Below are 14,194 nucleotides of genomic sequence, written 5' to 3' on the forward strand. Positions count from 1 at the left end.
CGGTACCGATCCAGGCCAGCGTACGTTCGGCGGCCTCCGCGGCGCAGTCCCGGACGGTGGTGTCCGCCGTCTTCCTTGCGGCGCCTTCCTCGGGGCGTCTTCCTCGAGGCCGCCGTACCGGCACGTTCTCAGAACCCCTCGTCGTCCCACCCGGCCAGGAGCGCCTCCCCGAGATCCATCGCGGCCGGTGCGGCCCCGTCGTGGAGCGCCTGCTCACTCCAGATGATCTTGCCGCGGGCGGTGTAGCGGGTGCCCCAGCGCTCGGCGAACTGCGCGACGAGGAACAGGCCGCGGCCGCCCTCGTCGGTGTCCGCGGCCCGGCGCAGGTGCGGGGAGGTGCTGGACCCGTCGGAGACCTCGCAGACCAGGCAGCGGTCGTACAGCAGCCTCACCCGGATGGGCTCGGTGCCGTAGCGGATGGCGTTGGTCAGCAGCTCGCTGAGGATGAGCTCCGTGGTGAACGCGATGTCCTCCAGGCCCCAGTCCGCCAGTCGGCGGGCGCACGCGTTGCGCACCGGGGACACCGCCGCAGGGTTGGGGGACACGTCCCACTCGGCGATCCGCCCCGGGTCCAGCAGGCGGGTGCGGGCCACCAGCAGCGCGACGTCGTCGCTGGGCCTGGTGGGCAGCATCGCGTCGATCACCGCGGTGCAGGTTTCCTCCGGCGTGCGGGCGGGCCCGGACAGGGCGGCGCGCAGCGCTGCCAGGCCGGCGTCCGGATCGCGGTCGCGGCTCTCGATCAGCCCGTCGGTGAAGAGCGCCAGCCGGGAGCCCTCGGCCAGGGTGAGCGTCATGGTCTCCATGGGCAGACCGGCGCCCAGGCCCAGCGGCGGGGAGACCGGCACCTCGGGGAAGGACACGGTCCCGTCGGGGCCGATGAGAGCGGGGCCGGGATGCCCGGCGGTGGCGGCGGTCACCTGCCCGGAGACGGGATCGTAGATGGCGCACAGGCAGGTGGCTCCGGTGATTCCCTGCCACTCCTGCTGGTCGGCGTCGATGTGGGCGACCAGCTCGTCCAGGTGGCTCAGGAGTTCGTCCGGCGGCAGGTCGAGGGTGGAGAAGTTGTACACGGCGGTCCGCAGGCGGCCCATGGTGGCGGCGGCGTGGAGACCGTGGCCGACGACGTCGCCGACGACCAGGGCCACCCGGGTGCCGGGCAGCGGGATGACGTCGAACCAGTCACCGCCCACCCCGGCCTGGGCGGCCAGGTAGCGGTGCGCGACTTCGACGGCGGACTGCTCCGGTACGCCCCGGGGCAGCAGGCTGCGCTGCAGGGTGACGGCCATGGTGTGCTCGCGGGTGTAGCGGCGGGCGTTGTCGACGGCCACGGCCGCCCGGGCGGTCAGCTCCTCGGCGAAGGACACGTCCTCCTCGTCGAACGGCGGCGAGTCCTGCCCCCGCCAGTAGCCGGCCATCCCCAGCACCACGCCCCGGGCCCGCAGGGGCACGACGATCAGGGAGTGGATGCCGCGGGCCAGGATCTCCACGGCGTTGGCCTGGTCCTGGGCCCGCCAGCGGTGGGTGACCCGCAGGTCCGCCTCCAGGACCGCGTGGCCGCCGGCCAGCGCGGCGGCCATGGGACCGGTGGGAGCGAACCGGATCAGCTCGCCGACGGGGGAGAGCGGGTGGTCGCCCTGAAGGCCGACGACGGCGGTGCGGCGCATCTCGGTGCTCGCTTCGGGCGGCTCCTCGCCGCGCACCACCGGGTCCAGCAGGTCGACCGTGACCACGTCGGCGAACCGCGGGACCGCCACCTCCGCCAGTTCCTCCGCGGTCCGCTCCACGTTCAGCGTCGTTCCGACCTGCACCCCCGCGTCGTAGAGCAGCTTCAGCCGCTCCCGCGCCACCTCGGCCCTGCCGGAGAGCGCCCGCAGCTCGGTGGTGTCCCGCAGGGTGACGACGGTCCCGGCCTGACCGTAGGGATCGGTGGGCCGGATGTTCACCGCGAGCAGCCGGTCGGCCGCCATGTGCAGCTCGTCGGTCGCGGAACGGCCCGATGCGATCGACTCGGCGATCGCCTTCTCCAGCCCCAGCTCGGCGACGGGGAGCCCTTCCGCGTCCCCCGGCAGTTCCAGCAGCCGCCGTGCCTCGTCGTTGGCGAGCAGCAGCCGTCCGCCGCCGCCGACGATCAGTACGCCCTCGCGCACCGCGTGCAGCACCGCGTCGTGGTGCTCGTACATCCGCGTCATCTCGGCCGGTCCCAGGCCGTGGGTCCGGCGCAGCAGCCGGCGGCTCACCAGCGCGGTTCCGCCCGCGGACAGGGCGAGCACCGCGGCCGCACTGCCGAGGACGACCGGCAGCTGCCGGTTCACCATGCTCTGGACGTTCTGGACGGTGACCGGGGAGGCGACGACGGCGATGACGCGGCCGTCGGGGTCCTTGACGGGGACGACCGAGACCACGGACTGGCCCAGGGACCCCTCGAACGTCTCGGTGAAGGACTTGCCGGCCGCCGCTTTGGAGAAGGGGCCGACGACGTGCTTCCCGATCTGCCGCGGGTCGCTGTGGGTGAGGGTGACCCCGTCGAGGCTGTACACGTTGATGCCGTCGACTCCGGCGATCTTCCGGGCCGCCTCGGCGCTCGGCTGCAGCACCGCGCTCGGATCGGGGCTGCGCAGGGCCTCGACGATTCCCGGGGACTCCGCGAACGTTCCGGCGGCGGCGAGCGTACGGTGCCGGGCGTCCAGCATCGCGGCGCTCCGGGCCTGCACCACGAGCGCCGCCACCGCCGCGGCCACGAGGAGCACCACGACGGCCAGCTGCAGGAGGAACACCTCGCCGGCCACACTGCGCACGCTCAGCAGGGAGGACAGACGCTGCGGCCGCCTCGCCCTTTCCCTGCGGGGCTGGACGCGCTCCGGATGGAGGTCGGTCATACTCCATCTTCTAACCTCTACCGGCCGTCGGCAGCGGGGAGCGGCCGCCGGCCCGCCGCGCCGCCCCGCCGATACCGGCGGGGGCCGCCGGCCGTTTGCGCCCGCGTGGCGCTCCTGGGGGAGGGACCCGAGAATGAGATGGCTACGAGATCCACATGAGGTCGCCCGCAGCGCTGTGGGCGCAGCGGAGAGGTGACGAGCGAGCTCGTCGCAACAGCCGAATTCCGGGGGCGAGCGCGGGACGGTCCGGTTCCCGCAATGCTGTAGAAACGCAGGTGATCACCCATGTGCCGATGGCTCGCGTATTCGGGAACGCCCATGCTGCTCGACACCATCCTGTACAAACCGGCACACTCCCTGATCGACCAGAGCCTCCACTCCAAGCTCGGCGTGGAGACGACGAACGGCGACGGGTTCGGTGTCGGCTGGTACACGGGAGACATCGACTCTCCGGCGCTCCTCAGAGACGTCGGTCCCGCCTGGAACAACCGCAACCTGCGGGAGATGGCGGACCATGTCCGCTCCCCGCTGTTCTTCGCGCACATCCGGGCCTCGACGGGGACGGCGGTGCAGCAGTCGAACTGTCACCCGTTCCGGCACGGCCGCTGGATGTTCATGCACAACGGCGCGATCACCGGTTTCCACCTGATGCGCCGGGACCTCACCCTGCTCGTCGATCCCGCCCTGTACGCCGACATCGGCGGGACGACGGACTCCGAGGTGATGTTCTACCTGGCCCTCACGTTCGGCCTCGAGGAGGACCCGCCGACCGCCATCGCCAGGATGGCGGGAGTGGTGGAGCGCGTCGGGCACGAGCACGGGGTGGAGTTCCCGCTCCAGATGACGCTCGCCATGACCGACGGCGAACGCATCTGGGCCTTCCGCTACTCCAGCGGGCACAATTCCCGCTCGCTGTTCTACAGCAGCAAGGTGGATGCGCTGCGCAAGCTGCACCCGGACATGGCGTTCCTCCAGGAGGTCTCCGACGAGACCCGCCTCATCGTGTCCGAACCCCTCGGCGATCTGCCCGGCGCCTGGAACGAGGTACCGGAGAGCAGCTACGGCGTCGTTCAGCCGGGCGCGGACGAGCTGTACCCCTTCGCCCCGGTGCCCGCATGACGCGGCGCGCCCGCATGACGTGACCGCCGCGCCCGCATGACGTGACCGCCCACGACAGGAGACCTGGCCATGCAGAACGCGCTGCTCGACCTGGCAGAGGACTACGACTATCCCCTGCTGAACTTCTTCTGGACCATGATGCTGATCTTCCTCTGGGTGCTCTGGTTCATGCTGCTCTTCCGCGTCATCGCGGACATCTTCCGTGACGACGACCTGAGCGGCTGGGGCAAGGCGGGATGGACCGTCTTCGTCATCCTGCTGCCGTTCCTGGGCGTCTTCGTCTACCTGATCGCCCGAGGACGCGGGATGGGCGAGCGCGAGCTCAACCGGGCCCAGCAGCAGCAACAGGCATTCCGCTCCTACGTGCGCGAGAGCGCCGGGCCCGCCGACCAGGCCGAGGCACTGTCGAAGCTCGCCGACCTCAAGAACCGCGGCGACATCACGGCGGCCGAGTACGAACAGGCCAAGGCCAAGGTCCTCAGTTCCTGAGGACCGACCCCGCTCTGCCCGCCCGGGCAGCCCCTACCCCCTTGTGGAGGGCCGATGCGCCCCTATCCGCCGATCGCCGAGCACGGTCTGATCGGGGACCTCCAGACCTGTGCCCTCGTCTCGTCCGAGGGCGTGCTGAACTGGTTCTGCTCACCCCGCTTCGACTCGCCCAGCATCTTCGCCGGCCTGCTCGACGACAGCCGAGGCGGATACTTCGCCATCACCGCCGACGTGCCCCCCGTCTCCGATGAGGAACCGCCGGGCACCGCCGAGGTCGTCACCCAGCAGCTCTACCTGGCCGACACCGCCGTCCTCATGACCCGTTTCCTCACCCCCGAGGGCGTCGGAGAGGTCATCGACTTCATGCCCGTGCGCGATCCGCACACCGTCACCGACCGGCACCAAGTGGTGCGGGTCATGCGTGGTGTGCGCGGGACCGCGCGCTTCAGCCTGGAGTGCCGTCCGCGCTTCGACTACGGCCGGGCACCTCACGACCTGACGTTCGACGGTGTCACCGCCCGCTTCGACGCACGCGGCATCACGGCGTACCTGCAAGCACTGGGGCCGGTCGCGCTGGAGGCCGACGAGGCGGACGTGTGGGCGAGCGTGGTCCTGGCCGAGGGTGAACGCGCGGCCGTCGTGCTGACGGTCTGCGACGCCGACGGCGCGGCCCCGCCGGCGGTGAATGTGCGTGACACGGTGGAGGAGTTCAACGCCGTGCGCGACTTCTGGCACGACTGGATCGGACACTGCACCTACCGCGGCCGCTGGCAGCAGATGGTCAACCGCTCCGCCATCACCATCAAGCTGATGACGTACGCGCCGACCGGCGCGCCGATCGCCGCCGCCACCATGGGCCTGCCCGAGCAGGAGGGCGGGGAGCGTAACTGGGACTACCGCTACACCTGGGTCCGCGACGCCTCCCTCTCGGTCCGCGCCATGCGCGCCCTCGGATTCACCGACGAAGCCAACGCCTTCCGCAGCTGGCTGCTCCGGCGGCTGAGGGACGGCGGCGCTCCCAACGGCGAACCCCTGCAGATCATGTACCGCGTCGACGGCGACCCGTACCTGACCGAGGAGATCCTCGACCACCTGGAGGGCTGGCGGGGCTCGGCACCAGTGAGATCGGGCAACGGCGCCGCGGACCAACTGCAGATGGACATCTACGGCGAGGCCATTTTCGCCTTCGCCCAGGCGGGCCAGGTCGGCAACCTCATCGGCTACGACGACTGGCAGCGCTGCGCCGCCCTGCTGGACTGGCTCTGCGACAACTGGGACCGCCCCGACGAGGGCATCTGGGAAACCCGGGGCGGCCAGAAGGACTTCACCTACAGCCGCCTGATGTGCTGGGTCGCCCTCGACCACGGCATCCGCCAGGCTTTCGCTACGGCCCGCCCTGCCGACCTGACCCGCTGGACCGCGGCACGGGACGCGATCCTCGAGCAGGTCATGACCCTCGGCTGGAGCGAAGAGCGTCAGGCATTCGTCCAGGAGTACGACAACACCGTCCTGGACGCCTCCCTGCTGCTCATGCCCTTGGTCGGCTTCATCGCCCCCAAAGATCCGCGCTGGCTGTCCACCCTCGACGCCATGGACAGCGAACTCGTCTCCGACAGCCTCGTCTACCGCTACGACCCGGCGGCCTCCCCCGACGGCCTGCAGGGCTCCGAGGGCACCTTCTCCCTCTGTTCCTTCCTGCACGTCTACGCCCTCGCCAGGGCCGGCCGTCTCCATCAGGCCCGCTACTCCTTCGACAAGATGCTCACCTACGCCAACCACGTAGGACTCTTCGCCGAAGAGGTCGGCCTCACCGGAGAACAGCTCGGCAACTTCCCCCAGGCCTTCACCCACCTCGCCCTCATCACCGCCGCCCTCGCCCTCGACCACGAACTCGACCAAGCCGCAAGCGCGGCCTGACGCCTGCTCTCCGAGGGGGTGCGTCGCCATGGTGCTCGACCTGCTCCTCATCGGCCTGGTGGTCACGCTGTTCCCGCTGCCCGTCATGGCCTTCGTCCTGGTGGTGTCCGCACCCCGCGGGGTGCGGAAGGGCCTGGCATTCATCCTTGCCTGGCTCGCGTGCCTGGTGGCCGTGATCGCGATCGTCCTCCTCTTCACGGGCGGGCAGCCGCCCCCGCCCCGCTCTCCCCCCTCGATCGCGGCCCTCGTGGCCACGTTGGTGATCGGTGTCGGCCTGGTCGTGTACAGCGAGCACCGGCGGCGCCGCAGCCGTCGTACCACCGCAACCGCGGATCCGTCCGCACAAGAGGTGGCCGCGGCCTCCGAGGACTCCGGGTCGTCCGTGTCGTCCCGGATGGACGACGCCACCGGATGGTCCGCGGCGGCACTCGCCGTGCTCCTTCAGCCCTGGGGGATGGTCGCCGCCGCGGCCGCCACCGTCGTCCAGGCCGACCTCTCCCACGGAGCGTCCTTCCTGGCCCTCATGGCCTTCTGCCTCCTGGCCACCTCCACCCTGTTGGCCATGGAGCTGTACATGGTGTTCGCGCCGGGGAAGGCCCAACGCGCCTTGCTGGGCCTGCGCGCATGGCTGGAACGGCACAAGGACCCGGCGATCGTCGTCCTGTGCCTCCTGCTGGGACTGTGGCTCGTCGGCAGAAGCCTCTACCAGCTCACCGGCTGACCCGCCGCCGCCGTGCGTCGTGGCCGCCGCCGTGGCGTGAAGGTGCGGGGCCCAGCGGCGAATGCTGCAATGAGAGCAAAGCCGTGTCCGGCCACCGGTGCATCTCCCCAGGCCAGGCCGCCGGGCCGTCGAGGCACACGCGAGGAGTGCGCATGAGCGACGACATCGAAGACATGGGCCCCGTCGACTACCTGGTCGTCGAGTTCCCCGGCAACCGCATGACGGGCGAGGCGTTCCCCCTGCTGATCGACCTGGTGGACAAGGGCATCATCCACCTCCTCGACCTCCGCTTCGTGCAGAAGGACGCCGACGGCACCGTCACCGCCCTGGAACTCACGGACCTCGACGGTGAAGGGAACTCCTTCGGCCTGTCCGTCTTCGAAGGCGCCTCGTCCGAACTGCTCGACCAGGAGGACCTCGACGAAGCGGGCAACGCCCTCCAGCCGGGCAACGCGGCCGCGATCCTGGTCTACGAGAACCGGTGGGCCGCCCCCTTCGCCCGGGCCCTGCGCCGCAGCGGAGCGCAGATGGTGGCGAGCGGCCGCATCCCCGTGCAGGCCATTCTCGCCTCGCTCGAGGCGGAGGAAGCCGCCGGAGGCGGCCAACTGCCGCAGTGACCCGGCCGCCACCGGACGGTGAGCCGGCGCCGGACGGCCGGCCGGCACCGGGCGGTCAGGTGCTGAGGATCCTGCTCTTCTGCTCCGCGAACTCCGCCTCGGTCAGGATTCCCTGCTCCTTCAACGCTCCGAGTTCCTTGAGCTGATCGATCTTGCTGCTCATGTCGTCCGCCATGGGCGGAGCAGCAGCCGGGGCGGGGGCGGCGTACCGCTGCGGGGGCTGAGCGTACTGCTGCTGCGCAGCGGCTTGATCGTCCTGCGCGGCCCACCGGCCCGCCTGGCGCCGCGAAACGCGGTTGGACACCGCCGTCGCCGTACCGGCGACCACCGCGGTGCGCGCTACTCCTCGAAGAAGACCAGGCACGTCGTTCTCCCTTGCTGACGGGGCCGGCTCGGAAGTCCCGCCGCCGGCCCTCCACTCCTTCCAGCATCGCACCATGGCAAGAGGCTCACCCGGCGGTGGCTCCGGCGGTGATCAGGGCCGCGACCGCCGGCAGGCCGGCCTCGGCCAGGGCCCGGCGCTGGCGGTCGGCCGAGGTGCCGTGCCGGAGGAGCCGGTGAACGAGCGAGCTCACCTCGCGGAAGTCACCGTTCTCCTCGAGGGCGGGGCCGATGTGCCGCAGGAGCGCGCACAGTACGTCCCCGCTGCTCCGCAGCCGGCCTCCCGGGTCCATCAACGTGCTGCTCATCCCGTGCCGGGCCGCATGCCACGTCGCGGCCTGAAGGATCTCCGGTCGGCAGGGAGTGGGAGCGGCCCCCGCCTTCTCCTCGGCGATGGCGGTGGCGACGAGCCCGCGGACGACGCCGGCGAGCATGACCGCCTCGTCCGCCTCCAGCTGCACGTCACAGCAGCGCACCTCAATCGTCGGGTAGCGCTCGGAGAGCCGGGCGTGCCAGTACAGCTGCCGCCGATCCGGGATCAGCCCGGAATCCACCAGCTCGTCGGCCCGCGCCTCGTAGTCCGCGAACCCGGCGAAGTGCGGCGGCGGGCCGCTGACCGGCCAGCGCCCGAAGATGATCGTGCGCCAGCTGGCGAAGCCGGTGTCCCGCCCGTCCCAGAGGGGCCCGTTCGCGGACATCGCCAGCAGGGTCGGAAGCCAGACGCGCAGCCGGTTCAGGACGGCCACTCCCGTCTCCGGGTCGGGAATCCCCACGTGGACGTGCATTCCGCAGATCAGCTGCTCGTCGACGAGCAACCGGGCCTCTCCGCGCATCTTCAGGTACCTCGCCGTGCTGGTGACGGGTACCGGGAGCACGTCCTTGACCGGCGCGGTGGCGGAGATCGCGATGCGGCAGCCGTGGGCCTCGGCGGCGGAGGCGACCGCGTGACGCAGCCGCAGGAGATGACCCCCCACCTCCTCGAGACTCGTGCACACGGGGGTGGCGACCTCGATCTGTGCCTGGAGCAGTTCGTCCTGGACCTCTCGCTCGTCCGCGATCGGTGTCAGGCTGGCCGTGGCACGCACCTCCTGCACCAGCGGAACGGGGAGGAGCGTCTCCGGGTCGACCAGCAGGTACTCCTCCTCGACCCCAAAAGTGATCATGCTGGGTGGCTACCCCAAACCTGCCGCGGCCACCCAGACGACAGCTTATTTCGGCGTAATAGGGGAAAAACTGCCGCTCTTCGCGTCAGCGTGGCACGGGTGGGAAGGGCAGGGCGCGACCGGGTTCAGGGGCAGCTCGACTCCGGGGCGTCGTGGACCAGGACGCAGATCATCTGCTCCCCGCGCCGGTGGTCCGGATAGCTCGTGAGCAGCTCGGCCTTGAAGTCGTTCCACTGGCGGGTGATCTCGGCGGTGGCCCCGGACACGGCGTGGCCGAAGTTGTCGCCGGTCCTCGAGCGGTGGGATGCGGAGGTGTCCTTGTTGAGGCCCTGGTTGTGCGTGACACGTCCGGCGCAGTCCTCGGCCTTGAGGCCGGTGGAATCGAAGTCGGAGTAGCAGCCGGTCGTGAGGTCCGCGGGTATGCGGGCACGTGCGTCCCGGGTCCAGTCGGCGTCGTTCATGGCGCTGTAGCGGCGGATGTCGAGGAACGGTGCCACGTCGGTGCGTTCCAGGCCGGGCGGGTTGTCGAGGCCGACCGGGCCGGGCGCGGGCCGGTCGCTCCAGTTGGAGTGCGCGTAGAAGTCCTCGAGCTGGTGCCAGCCGCGGCCGAGCTCTTCCAGGACGTCGCACTTGGCACGGTCGGACGACTCCTTCCACGTGCAGGGGGAGGAGAGGCCGCTCTGGTCGGCCCGGACCTTGCCGTCCGCGTCGACGAGGCCGTCGGCGGCCCGGACGGCGTTCCGGAAGCGGGCGACGGAGGTGCGGATGCAGGCGAGGAGCTCGGTGGTGGCCTCGTCCCTGCTGCGGGGATAGTGCTGGGCGTAGCGGGGGGCGAGGTGGTCGGCGTTGTCGCAGTGCAGAGGGCCGAGGAGGAAGTACCCGCCGTGGTCATTGGCGTTGATCGCCCCGTCGCGGGCGTCGGCCATCGCGGACAGGGTGGCCGGCTCCCAGGGCAGGGCCGCCCGGGTGATGGCCTCGTGGTTGTCGCCGGTGAACGCGAGCGCGGGATCGGGCGTCGAGGCGGCCAGGGCGATCGCGAAGACGGCCGCGGCGGCCGTCCGCGTCGGTCCGGGCACCAGGCGGCGTGACATGCGAAGCTCTCCCGTCGTGCGAGTCATCCGGAGCCGAAGGCCCTCGGCGCGGTCACGGCGTCCGGGCCGGCTTGCTCCTGCTCCGTGCCGGCCGCTTCGTCCGTGGCGGCGCGGCCTCGGTCTGCACGGTGGGCCATTTGAGCTCGACCTCCAGCTCGACCTGCCCCTCGCCGACCTCGACCTCGATCTCGGTGCTCACTTCGTCGGGTACCTGCAGGCTCAGCGTCCCGGAGCCGAATTCCAGTTCGACCTTGCCGCCCTGCCTCAGTGCCTCCGCCAGCGCGGCGAGCTGATCAGCAGCCTCGAGGCGCGACAGGGAGCCCTTCTGTTCGAACTTCAGGTCCTTCACGATGTCTCCAATCCGCTGCCTCGGCAGCTAAGGAACGGTGCTTGACTCCGCACCCCGGGGGAGGAAGACCGCGGCGGCGAGGCCCGCGATCCCGAGGAAGGCCAGTGTGATCATCGCGGCGCCGTAGGCGTGGGTGGTGAGGCCGGCGACGAGGATGGTGCCTGCGACCGCAGTGCCGAGTGACGATCCGAGGTTGGAGATGCTGCGTGAGAGCCCGGAGATCTCGCCCTGCTGCTCGTCGGGGAAGCTCGACTGCACGACGTTGACCGAGGGGGTCAGCATCAGGCCGATTCCCAGGCCGATCAGCAGGAGTCCGGGCGCGAAGGCCCAGGCACTCGGAGTGCCGCTCACCATGGACAGCAGGACGCCGACTCCGGCGATCGTCACGATGAAGCCCGTCATGATGAGGGTGCGCTGGGTGTGCCGTTCGGCCAGGCGCGCGGCGGCCAGTGACGACACGAGCAGGCCGAGGGTGGCGGCCGTGAAGATCACGCCGGTCTGGATCGCGTCGTATCCGCGGACGACCTGGAGATAGGTCGCAACGACGAACGACGTCCCCATGAGGATGAGCCACTGGATGTTCTGGGTGACGAGACCGAGGTTGGAGGTGCGGTTGTGGAACAGGCTCGTCGACAGGAGCGGCTCCTTGCCGGCCCGCTCCTTGGCGCGCACCGACAGGAAGAACCACAGCAGTACGAGCGCACCGAGGACGATCAGAGCGATCATCAGCCAGATGTTGTTGTCGGCTGCCAGGATCCCCGTGACGACGAGGATGAGGCCGACGGCCGAGAGAACCGCCCCGGCGGTGTCGAAGGGGCGCGTGGCATCCGGCGGCAGGGGGTCCGCGATCCGGCGGCTCAGGAGGATGATCAATGCGATCACCACGGCCTGGAACACGAAGGCCGCCCGCCAGCTGATGGCCGAGGTGATGAGTCCCCCGATCAGTGGCCCGGCGGCCGCGCCGATGCCTCCGAGCGCCATGATGGTCCCGAAGGCACGCGCACGTGAGGTCATCTCGGTGAAGAGGAGCGTCGTGAGGATGTAGACGGGCGGGATGAGCAGCGCGGTGCCGACGCCCTCGAGGATCGAGTTGCCGAGGATGAGGATGCCCAGTCCCGGGGAGACCGCGCTCAGCAGGGCGCCGACGCCGTAGATGGCGAGGCCGGCCAGGAAGCACCGCTTGCGTCCGTAGCGGTCGGTCAGCTTGCCGCCGGGGATCATCAGCGCCGCCATGACCAGCAGGAAGATCGTGATCGCGACCTGCACCCCCTGCACGGTCGTGTCGAGGTCCTCGCTGATGTCGTTGATCATCACGTTCATGTTCGAACCGGCGAAGCTGCAGATGAACTGGGCCAGGGCGAGCGGGGCCAGCACACCGCGCAGGGCACCGGGCGCGCGTCCCGGGGTATCGGCTTCGGCCACCGGCGCTGCTCCCTTCTGCACTGCCTCAAGCCTGCGCCGCGGCCCGCCTCGCCGCACGCCGGGTCAGGGGGCTGCGCCCCCATGCGCCGTACCCGGTGAGGTTCTAGGGTTGAAACCAAGGCACACCAGTGATCACGGCCATCCCATCCCCTCGTATTGCCCCGTGCTCGGGCGGGACCCCACCCCGGAGGACGTGCACCATGTCCACTGCATCCGACACCCCCGTCCTGGACACCCTCGCCGCGATGACGGTCGACTCGCTCGAGCGGTGCGGCTTGGCCCCGGACATGCTCCTGATGACCCGCATCGCGGCCCTCGCGGCATCGGACGCCCCGCCGATCTCCTACGCAGCCCACATCGACCCCGCCCTCCAAGCCGGCCTGACCGCCGAGCAGTTGCAGGACGTGCTGGTCGCCATCGCCCCCATCGTGGGCACCGCCCGCGTCATGACGGCAGCCGGCAACATCGCGACCGCGCTGGGCATCGCCATCGCGGTCGCCGAAGCCGAGATCGAGGCCCAGGGCTGACACGGACCACGCACGGCAACCACGGGACGGCGCGCGGGCAGGGCGCCGTTCCGGTGCTGAGGACGCAGATCCAGACAGGAGCGCAGCGATGGCTAAGAGCGCGACCACCACGATGCGCGCGGTCCCCGGCAGCACACCCGAGGAACGCGCGGCCCAGGGCAAGGAGGCACGGAGCCGCTCGCCACGGTCGGGGCACGCCGTGTACCGGCCGTCTCCGGACAGACCGGACCCACTGGCGATCCTGGAGGCGCAGTCCGCGGCTCGGGTAGCCGAGCTGGTCCCGATCCGCTACAGCAGGATGTCGGAGTCGCCCTTCCGGTTCTACCGGGGAGCCGCCGCGATCATGGCGTCCGACCTGGCCGGCAGCCCCGACTCGGGGATCACGGTCCAGCTGTGCGGGGACGCGCACCTGCTGAACTTCCGGCTGCTGGCTTCTCCGGAGCGGCGGCTGATGTTCGACATCAACGACTTCGACGAGACCCTGCCCGGACCCTGGGAGTGGGACGTCAAACGACTGGCGGCGAGTTTCGTCATCGCGGGCCGGGCGAACGGCTTCGACGACGCCGAGCGCGCAGGGATCGTGAGCGCTGCCGTGCGCTCGTACCGCGAGGCGATGCGCGGCTTCGCCGGCATGGGCAACCTCGAGGTCTGGTACGCGAAGATCGACGCGGACCGACTGGAGGCCCTCACCACGCAGCTCGACAAGGGCGGACGCAAGAAACTGGCCCGTGCCATGGCGAAGGCCCGTACGCGTGACACGCTGCAGGTCTTCGACAAGCTCACGGAGCTGGTCGACGGCCGGCCGAGCATCGCGGCGGACCCCCCGCTGCTGGTGCCGGTCGCGGACCTGCTGCCGGACGTCGAGCGCGGGGAGCTCGAGAGCCGGTTCCGCCGCCTGGTGGACACCTACGGCCTCACGATGGCGAGTGACCGGCGGGCGCTCCTGCAGGACTACCGGATGGTGGACATGGCCCGCAAGGTGGTCGGCGTCGGCAGCGTCGGGACCCGCTGCTGGATCTTGCTGCTGCTCGGCCGCGACGGCCAGGACCCGCTCTTCCTACAGGCCAAGGAAGCCGACACCTCCGTGCTCGCCCCGCACGTCGGCGCGAGCGTGTACCGCAACCAAGGCGAGCGCGTGGTCTCGGGACAGCGGTTGATGCAGGCCGCGAGCGACATCTTCCTCGGCTGGGAGCGGGTGGACGGGATCGACGGCAAGCAGCGCGACTTCTACGTCCGCCAGTTGCGCGACTGGAAGGGCATCGCCATGCCGGAGACGATGTCGCCCGGACAGCTGGAGACTTTCGGCGAGCTGTGCGGCATCACCCTCGCCCGTGCGCATGCGCGGTCGGGCGACCGGATCGCGATCGCCGCGTACCTGGGCCGCGGCGAATCCTTCGACCGGGCGCTCGTCACCTTCGCCGAGGCGTACGCCGACCAGAACGAACGCGACCACCAGGCCCTGGTCGACGCGGTACGCGCGGGCCGGCTGCCGGCGCAGGAACTGCCAGGGGCCTGACCGCGT

13 protein-coding genes are annotated in these 14,194 nt (G+C 70.7%); 7 read left to right on the forward strand and 6 right to left on the reverse strand.

The features are described from left to right. Positions 1-128: 128 nt before the first annotated feature. Positions 129-2,876, reverse strand: a complete 2,748-nt coding sequence (locus tag PV721_RS00665; protein ID WP_319720754.1) for a SpoIIE family protein phosphatase — start codon at positions 2,874-2,876, stop codon at positions 129-131. A 285-nt stretch (positions 2,877-3,161) separates the two neighbouring features. On the opposite strand from PV721_RS00665, the gene PV721_RS00670 reads away from it, so the two are divergent. The 5 genes from PV721_RS00670 to PV721_RS00690 all read left to right on the forward strand — a co-directional run bounded on the left by PV721_RS00670 (position 3,162) and on the right by PV721_RS00690 (position 7,739). Further along, entirely contained in the window at positions 3,162-3,995 is an 834-nt protein-coding gene (locus PV721_RS00670; protein ID WP_319720755.1) for a class II glutamine amidotransferase, read from the forward strand. Positions 3,996-4,064: 69 nt separating this feature from the next. Then, positions 4,065-4,484, forward strand: a complete 420-nt coding sequence (locus PV721_RS00675; RefSeq protein ID WP_319720756.1) for an SHOCT domain-containing protein — start codon at positions 4,065-4,067, stop codon at positions 4,482-4,484. Between the two features lie 54 nt (positions 4,485-4,538). Continuing rightward, complete coding sequence (locus PV721_RS00680) at positions 4,539-6,401, forward strand: glycoside hydrolase family 15 protein (protein ID WP_319720757.1); 1,863 nt, start codon at positions 4,539-4,541, stop codon at positions 6,399-6,401. Positions 6,402-6,429: 28 nt separating this feature from the next. Next, positions 6,430-7,122 carry a GAP family protein gene (locus tag PV721_RS00685; RefSeq protein ID WP_319720758.1) on the forward strand — a complete coding sequence of 231 codons (693 nt, stop codon included), beginning with the start codon at positions 6,430-6,432 and terminating at the stop codon, positions 7,120-7,122. Positions 7,123-7,274: 152 nt separating this feature from the next. Next, positions 7,275-7,739 (forward strand): DUF6325 family protein, encoded by a 465-nt coding sequence (locus tag PV721_RS00690; protein WP_319720759.1) that lies wholly within the window; start codon positions 7,275-7,277, stop codon positions 7,737-7,739. Positions 7,740-7,794: 55 nt separating this feature from the next. Here the strand turns inward: PV721_RS00690 and PV721_RS00695 are convergent, their stop codons facing one another. The 5 genes from PV721_RS00695 to PV721_RS00715 all read right to left on the reverse strand — a co-directional run bounded on the left by PV721_RS00695 (position 7,795) and on the right by PV721_RS00715 (position 12,145). After that, entirely contained in the window at positions 7,795-8,103 is a 309-nt protein-coding gene (locus PV721_RS00695; RefSeq protein WP_319720760.1) for an SHOCT domain-containing protein, read from the reverse strand. An 85-nt stretch (positions 8,104-8,188) separates the two neighbouring features. Continuing rightward, complete coding sequence (locus tag PV721_RS00700) at positions 8,189-9,283, reverse strand: glutamate--cysteine ligase (RefSeq protein WP_319720761.1); 1,095 nt, start codon at positions 9,281-9,283, stop codon at positions 8,189-8,191. Between the two features lie 125 nt (positions 9,284-9,408). Then, entirely contained in the window at positions 9,409-10,374 is a 966-nt protein-coding gene (locus PV721_RS00705; RefSeq protein ID WP_319720762.1) for a hypothetical protein, read from the reverse strand. A gap of 52 nt (positions 10,375-10,426) precedes the next feature. After that, positions 10,427-10,723, reverse strand: a complete 297-nt coding sequence (locus PV721_RS00710; RefSeq protein ID WP_319720763.1) for an amphi-Trp domain-containing protein — start codon at positions 10,721-10,723, stop codon at positions 10,427-10,429. Between the two features lie 27 nt (positions 10,724-10,750). Further along, positions 10,751-12,145, reverse strand: a complete 1,395-nt coding sequence (locus PV721_RS00715; protein WP_319720764.1) for an MFS transporter — start codon at positions 12,143-12,145, stop codon at positions 10,751-10,753. Between the two features lie 200 nt (positions 12,146-12,345). On the opposite strand from PV721_RS00715, the gene PV721_RS00720 reads away from it, so the two are divergent. Together PV721_RS00720 and PV721_RS00725 are read left to right on the forward strand one after the other, a co-directional pair. After that, on the forward strand, positions 12,346-12,672 hold the full coding sequence (locus tag PV721_RS00720; protein WP_319720765.1) for a carboxymuconolactone decarboxylase family protein: 327 nt from the start codon (positions 12,346-12,348) through the stop codon (positions 12,670-12,672). Between the two features lie 88 nt (positions 12,673-12,760). Continuing rightward, a complete protein-coding gene (locus PV721_RS00725; RefSeq protein ID WP_319720766.1) occupies positions 12,761-14,188 on the forward strand; it encodes a DUF2252 domain-containing protein in 1,428 nt (475 codons plus the stop codon). Positions 14,189-14,194 lie beyond the last annotated feature (6 nt).

Source organism: Streptomyces sp. MB09-01, from assembly GCF_033794505.1.
Classification (GTDB): Bacteria; Actinomycetota; Actinomycetes; order Streptomycetales; family Streptomycetaceae; genus Streptomyces.

Coding starts and splice junctions, on each gene's coding strand:
- PV721_RS00700 (WP_319720761.1), bottom strand. CDS start 9,283: ATGATCACTTTTGGGGTCGAGGAGGAGTACCTGCTGGTCGACCCGGAG.
- PV721_RS00665 (WP_319720754.1), bottom strand. CDS start 2,876: ATGACCGACCTCCATCCGGAGCGCGTCCAGCCCCGCAGGGAAAGGGCG.
- PV721_RS00720 (WP_319720765.1), top strand. CDS start 12,346: ATGTCCACTGCATCCGACACCCCCGTCCTGGACACCCTCGCCGCGATG.
- PV721_RS00670 (WP_319720755.1), top strand. CDS start 3,162: ATGTGCCGATGGCTCGCGTATTCGGGAACGCCCATGCTGCTCGACACC.
- PV721_RS00705 (WP_319720762.1), bottom strand. CDS start 10,374: ATGTCACGCCGCCTGGTGCCCGGACCGACGCGGACGGCCGCCGCGGCC.
- PV721_RS00680 (WP_319720757.1), top strand. CDS start 4,539: ATGCGCCCCTATCCGCCGATCGCCGAGCACGGTCTGATCGGGGACCTC.
- PV721_RS00725 (WP_319720766.1), top strand. CDS start 12,761: ATGGCTAAGAGCGCGACCACCACGATGCGCGCGGTCCCCGGCAGCACA.
- PV721_RS00675 (WP_319720756.1), top strand. CDS start 4,065: ATGCAGAACGCGCTGCTCGACCTGGCAGAGGACTACGACTATCCCCTG.
- PV721_RS00685 (WP_319720758.1), top strand. CDS start 6,430: ATGGTGCTCGACCTGCTCCTCATCGGCCTGGTGGTCACGCTGTTCCCG.
- PV721_RS00690 (WP_319720759.1), top strand. CDS start 7,275: ATGAGCGACGACATCGAAGACATGGGCCCCGTCGACTACCTGGTCGTC.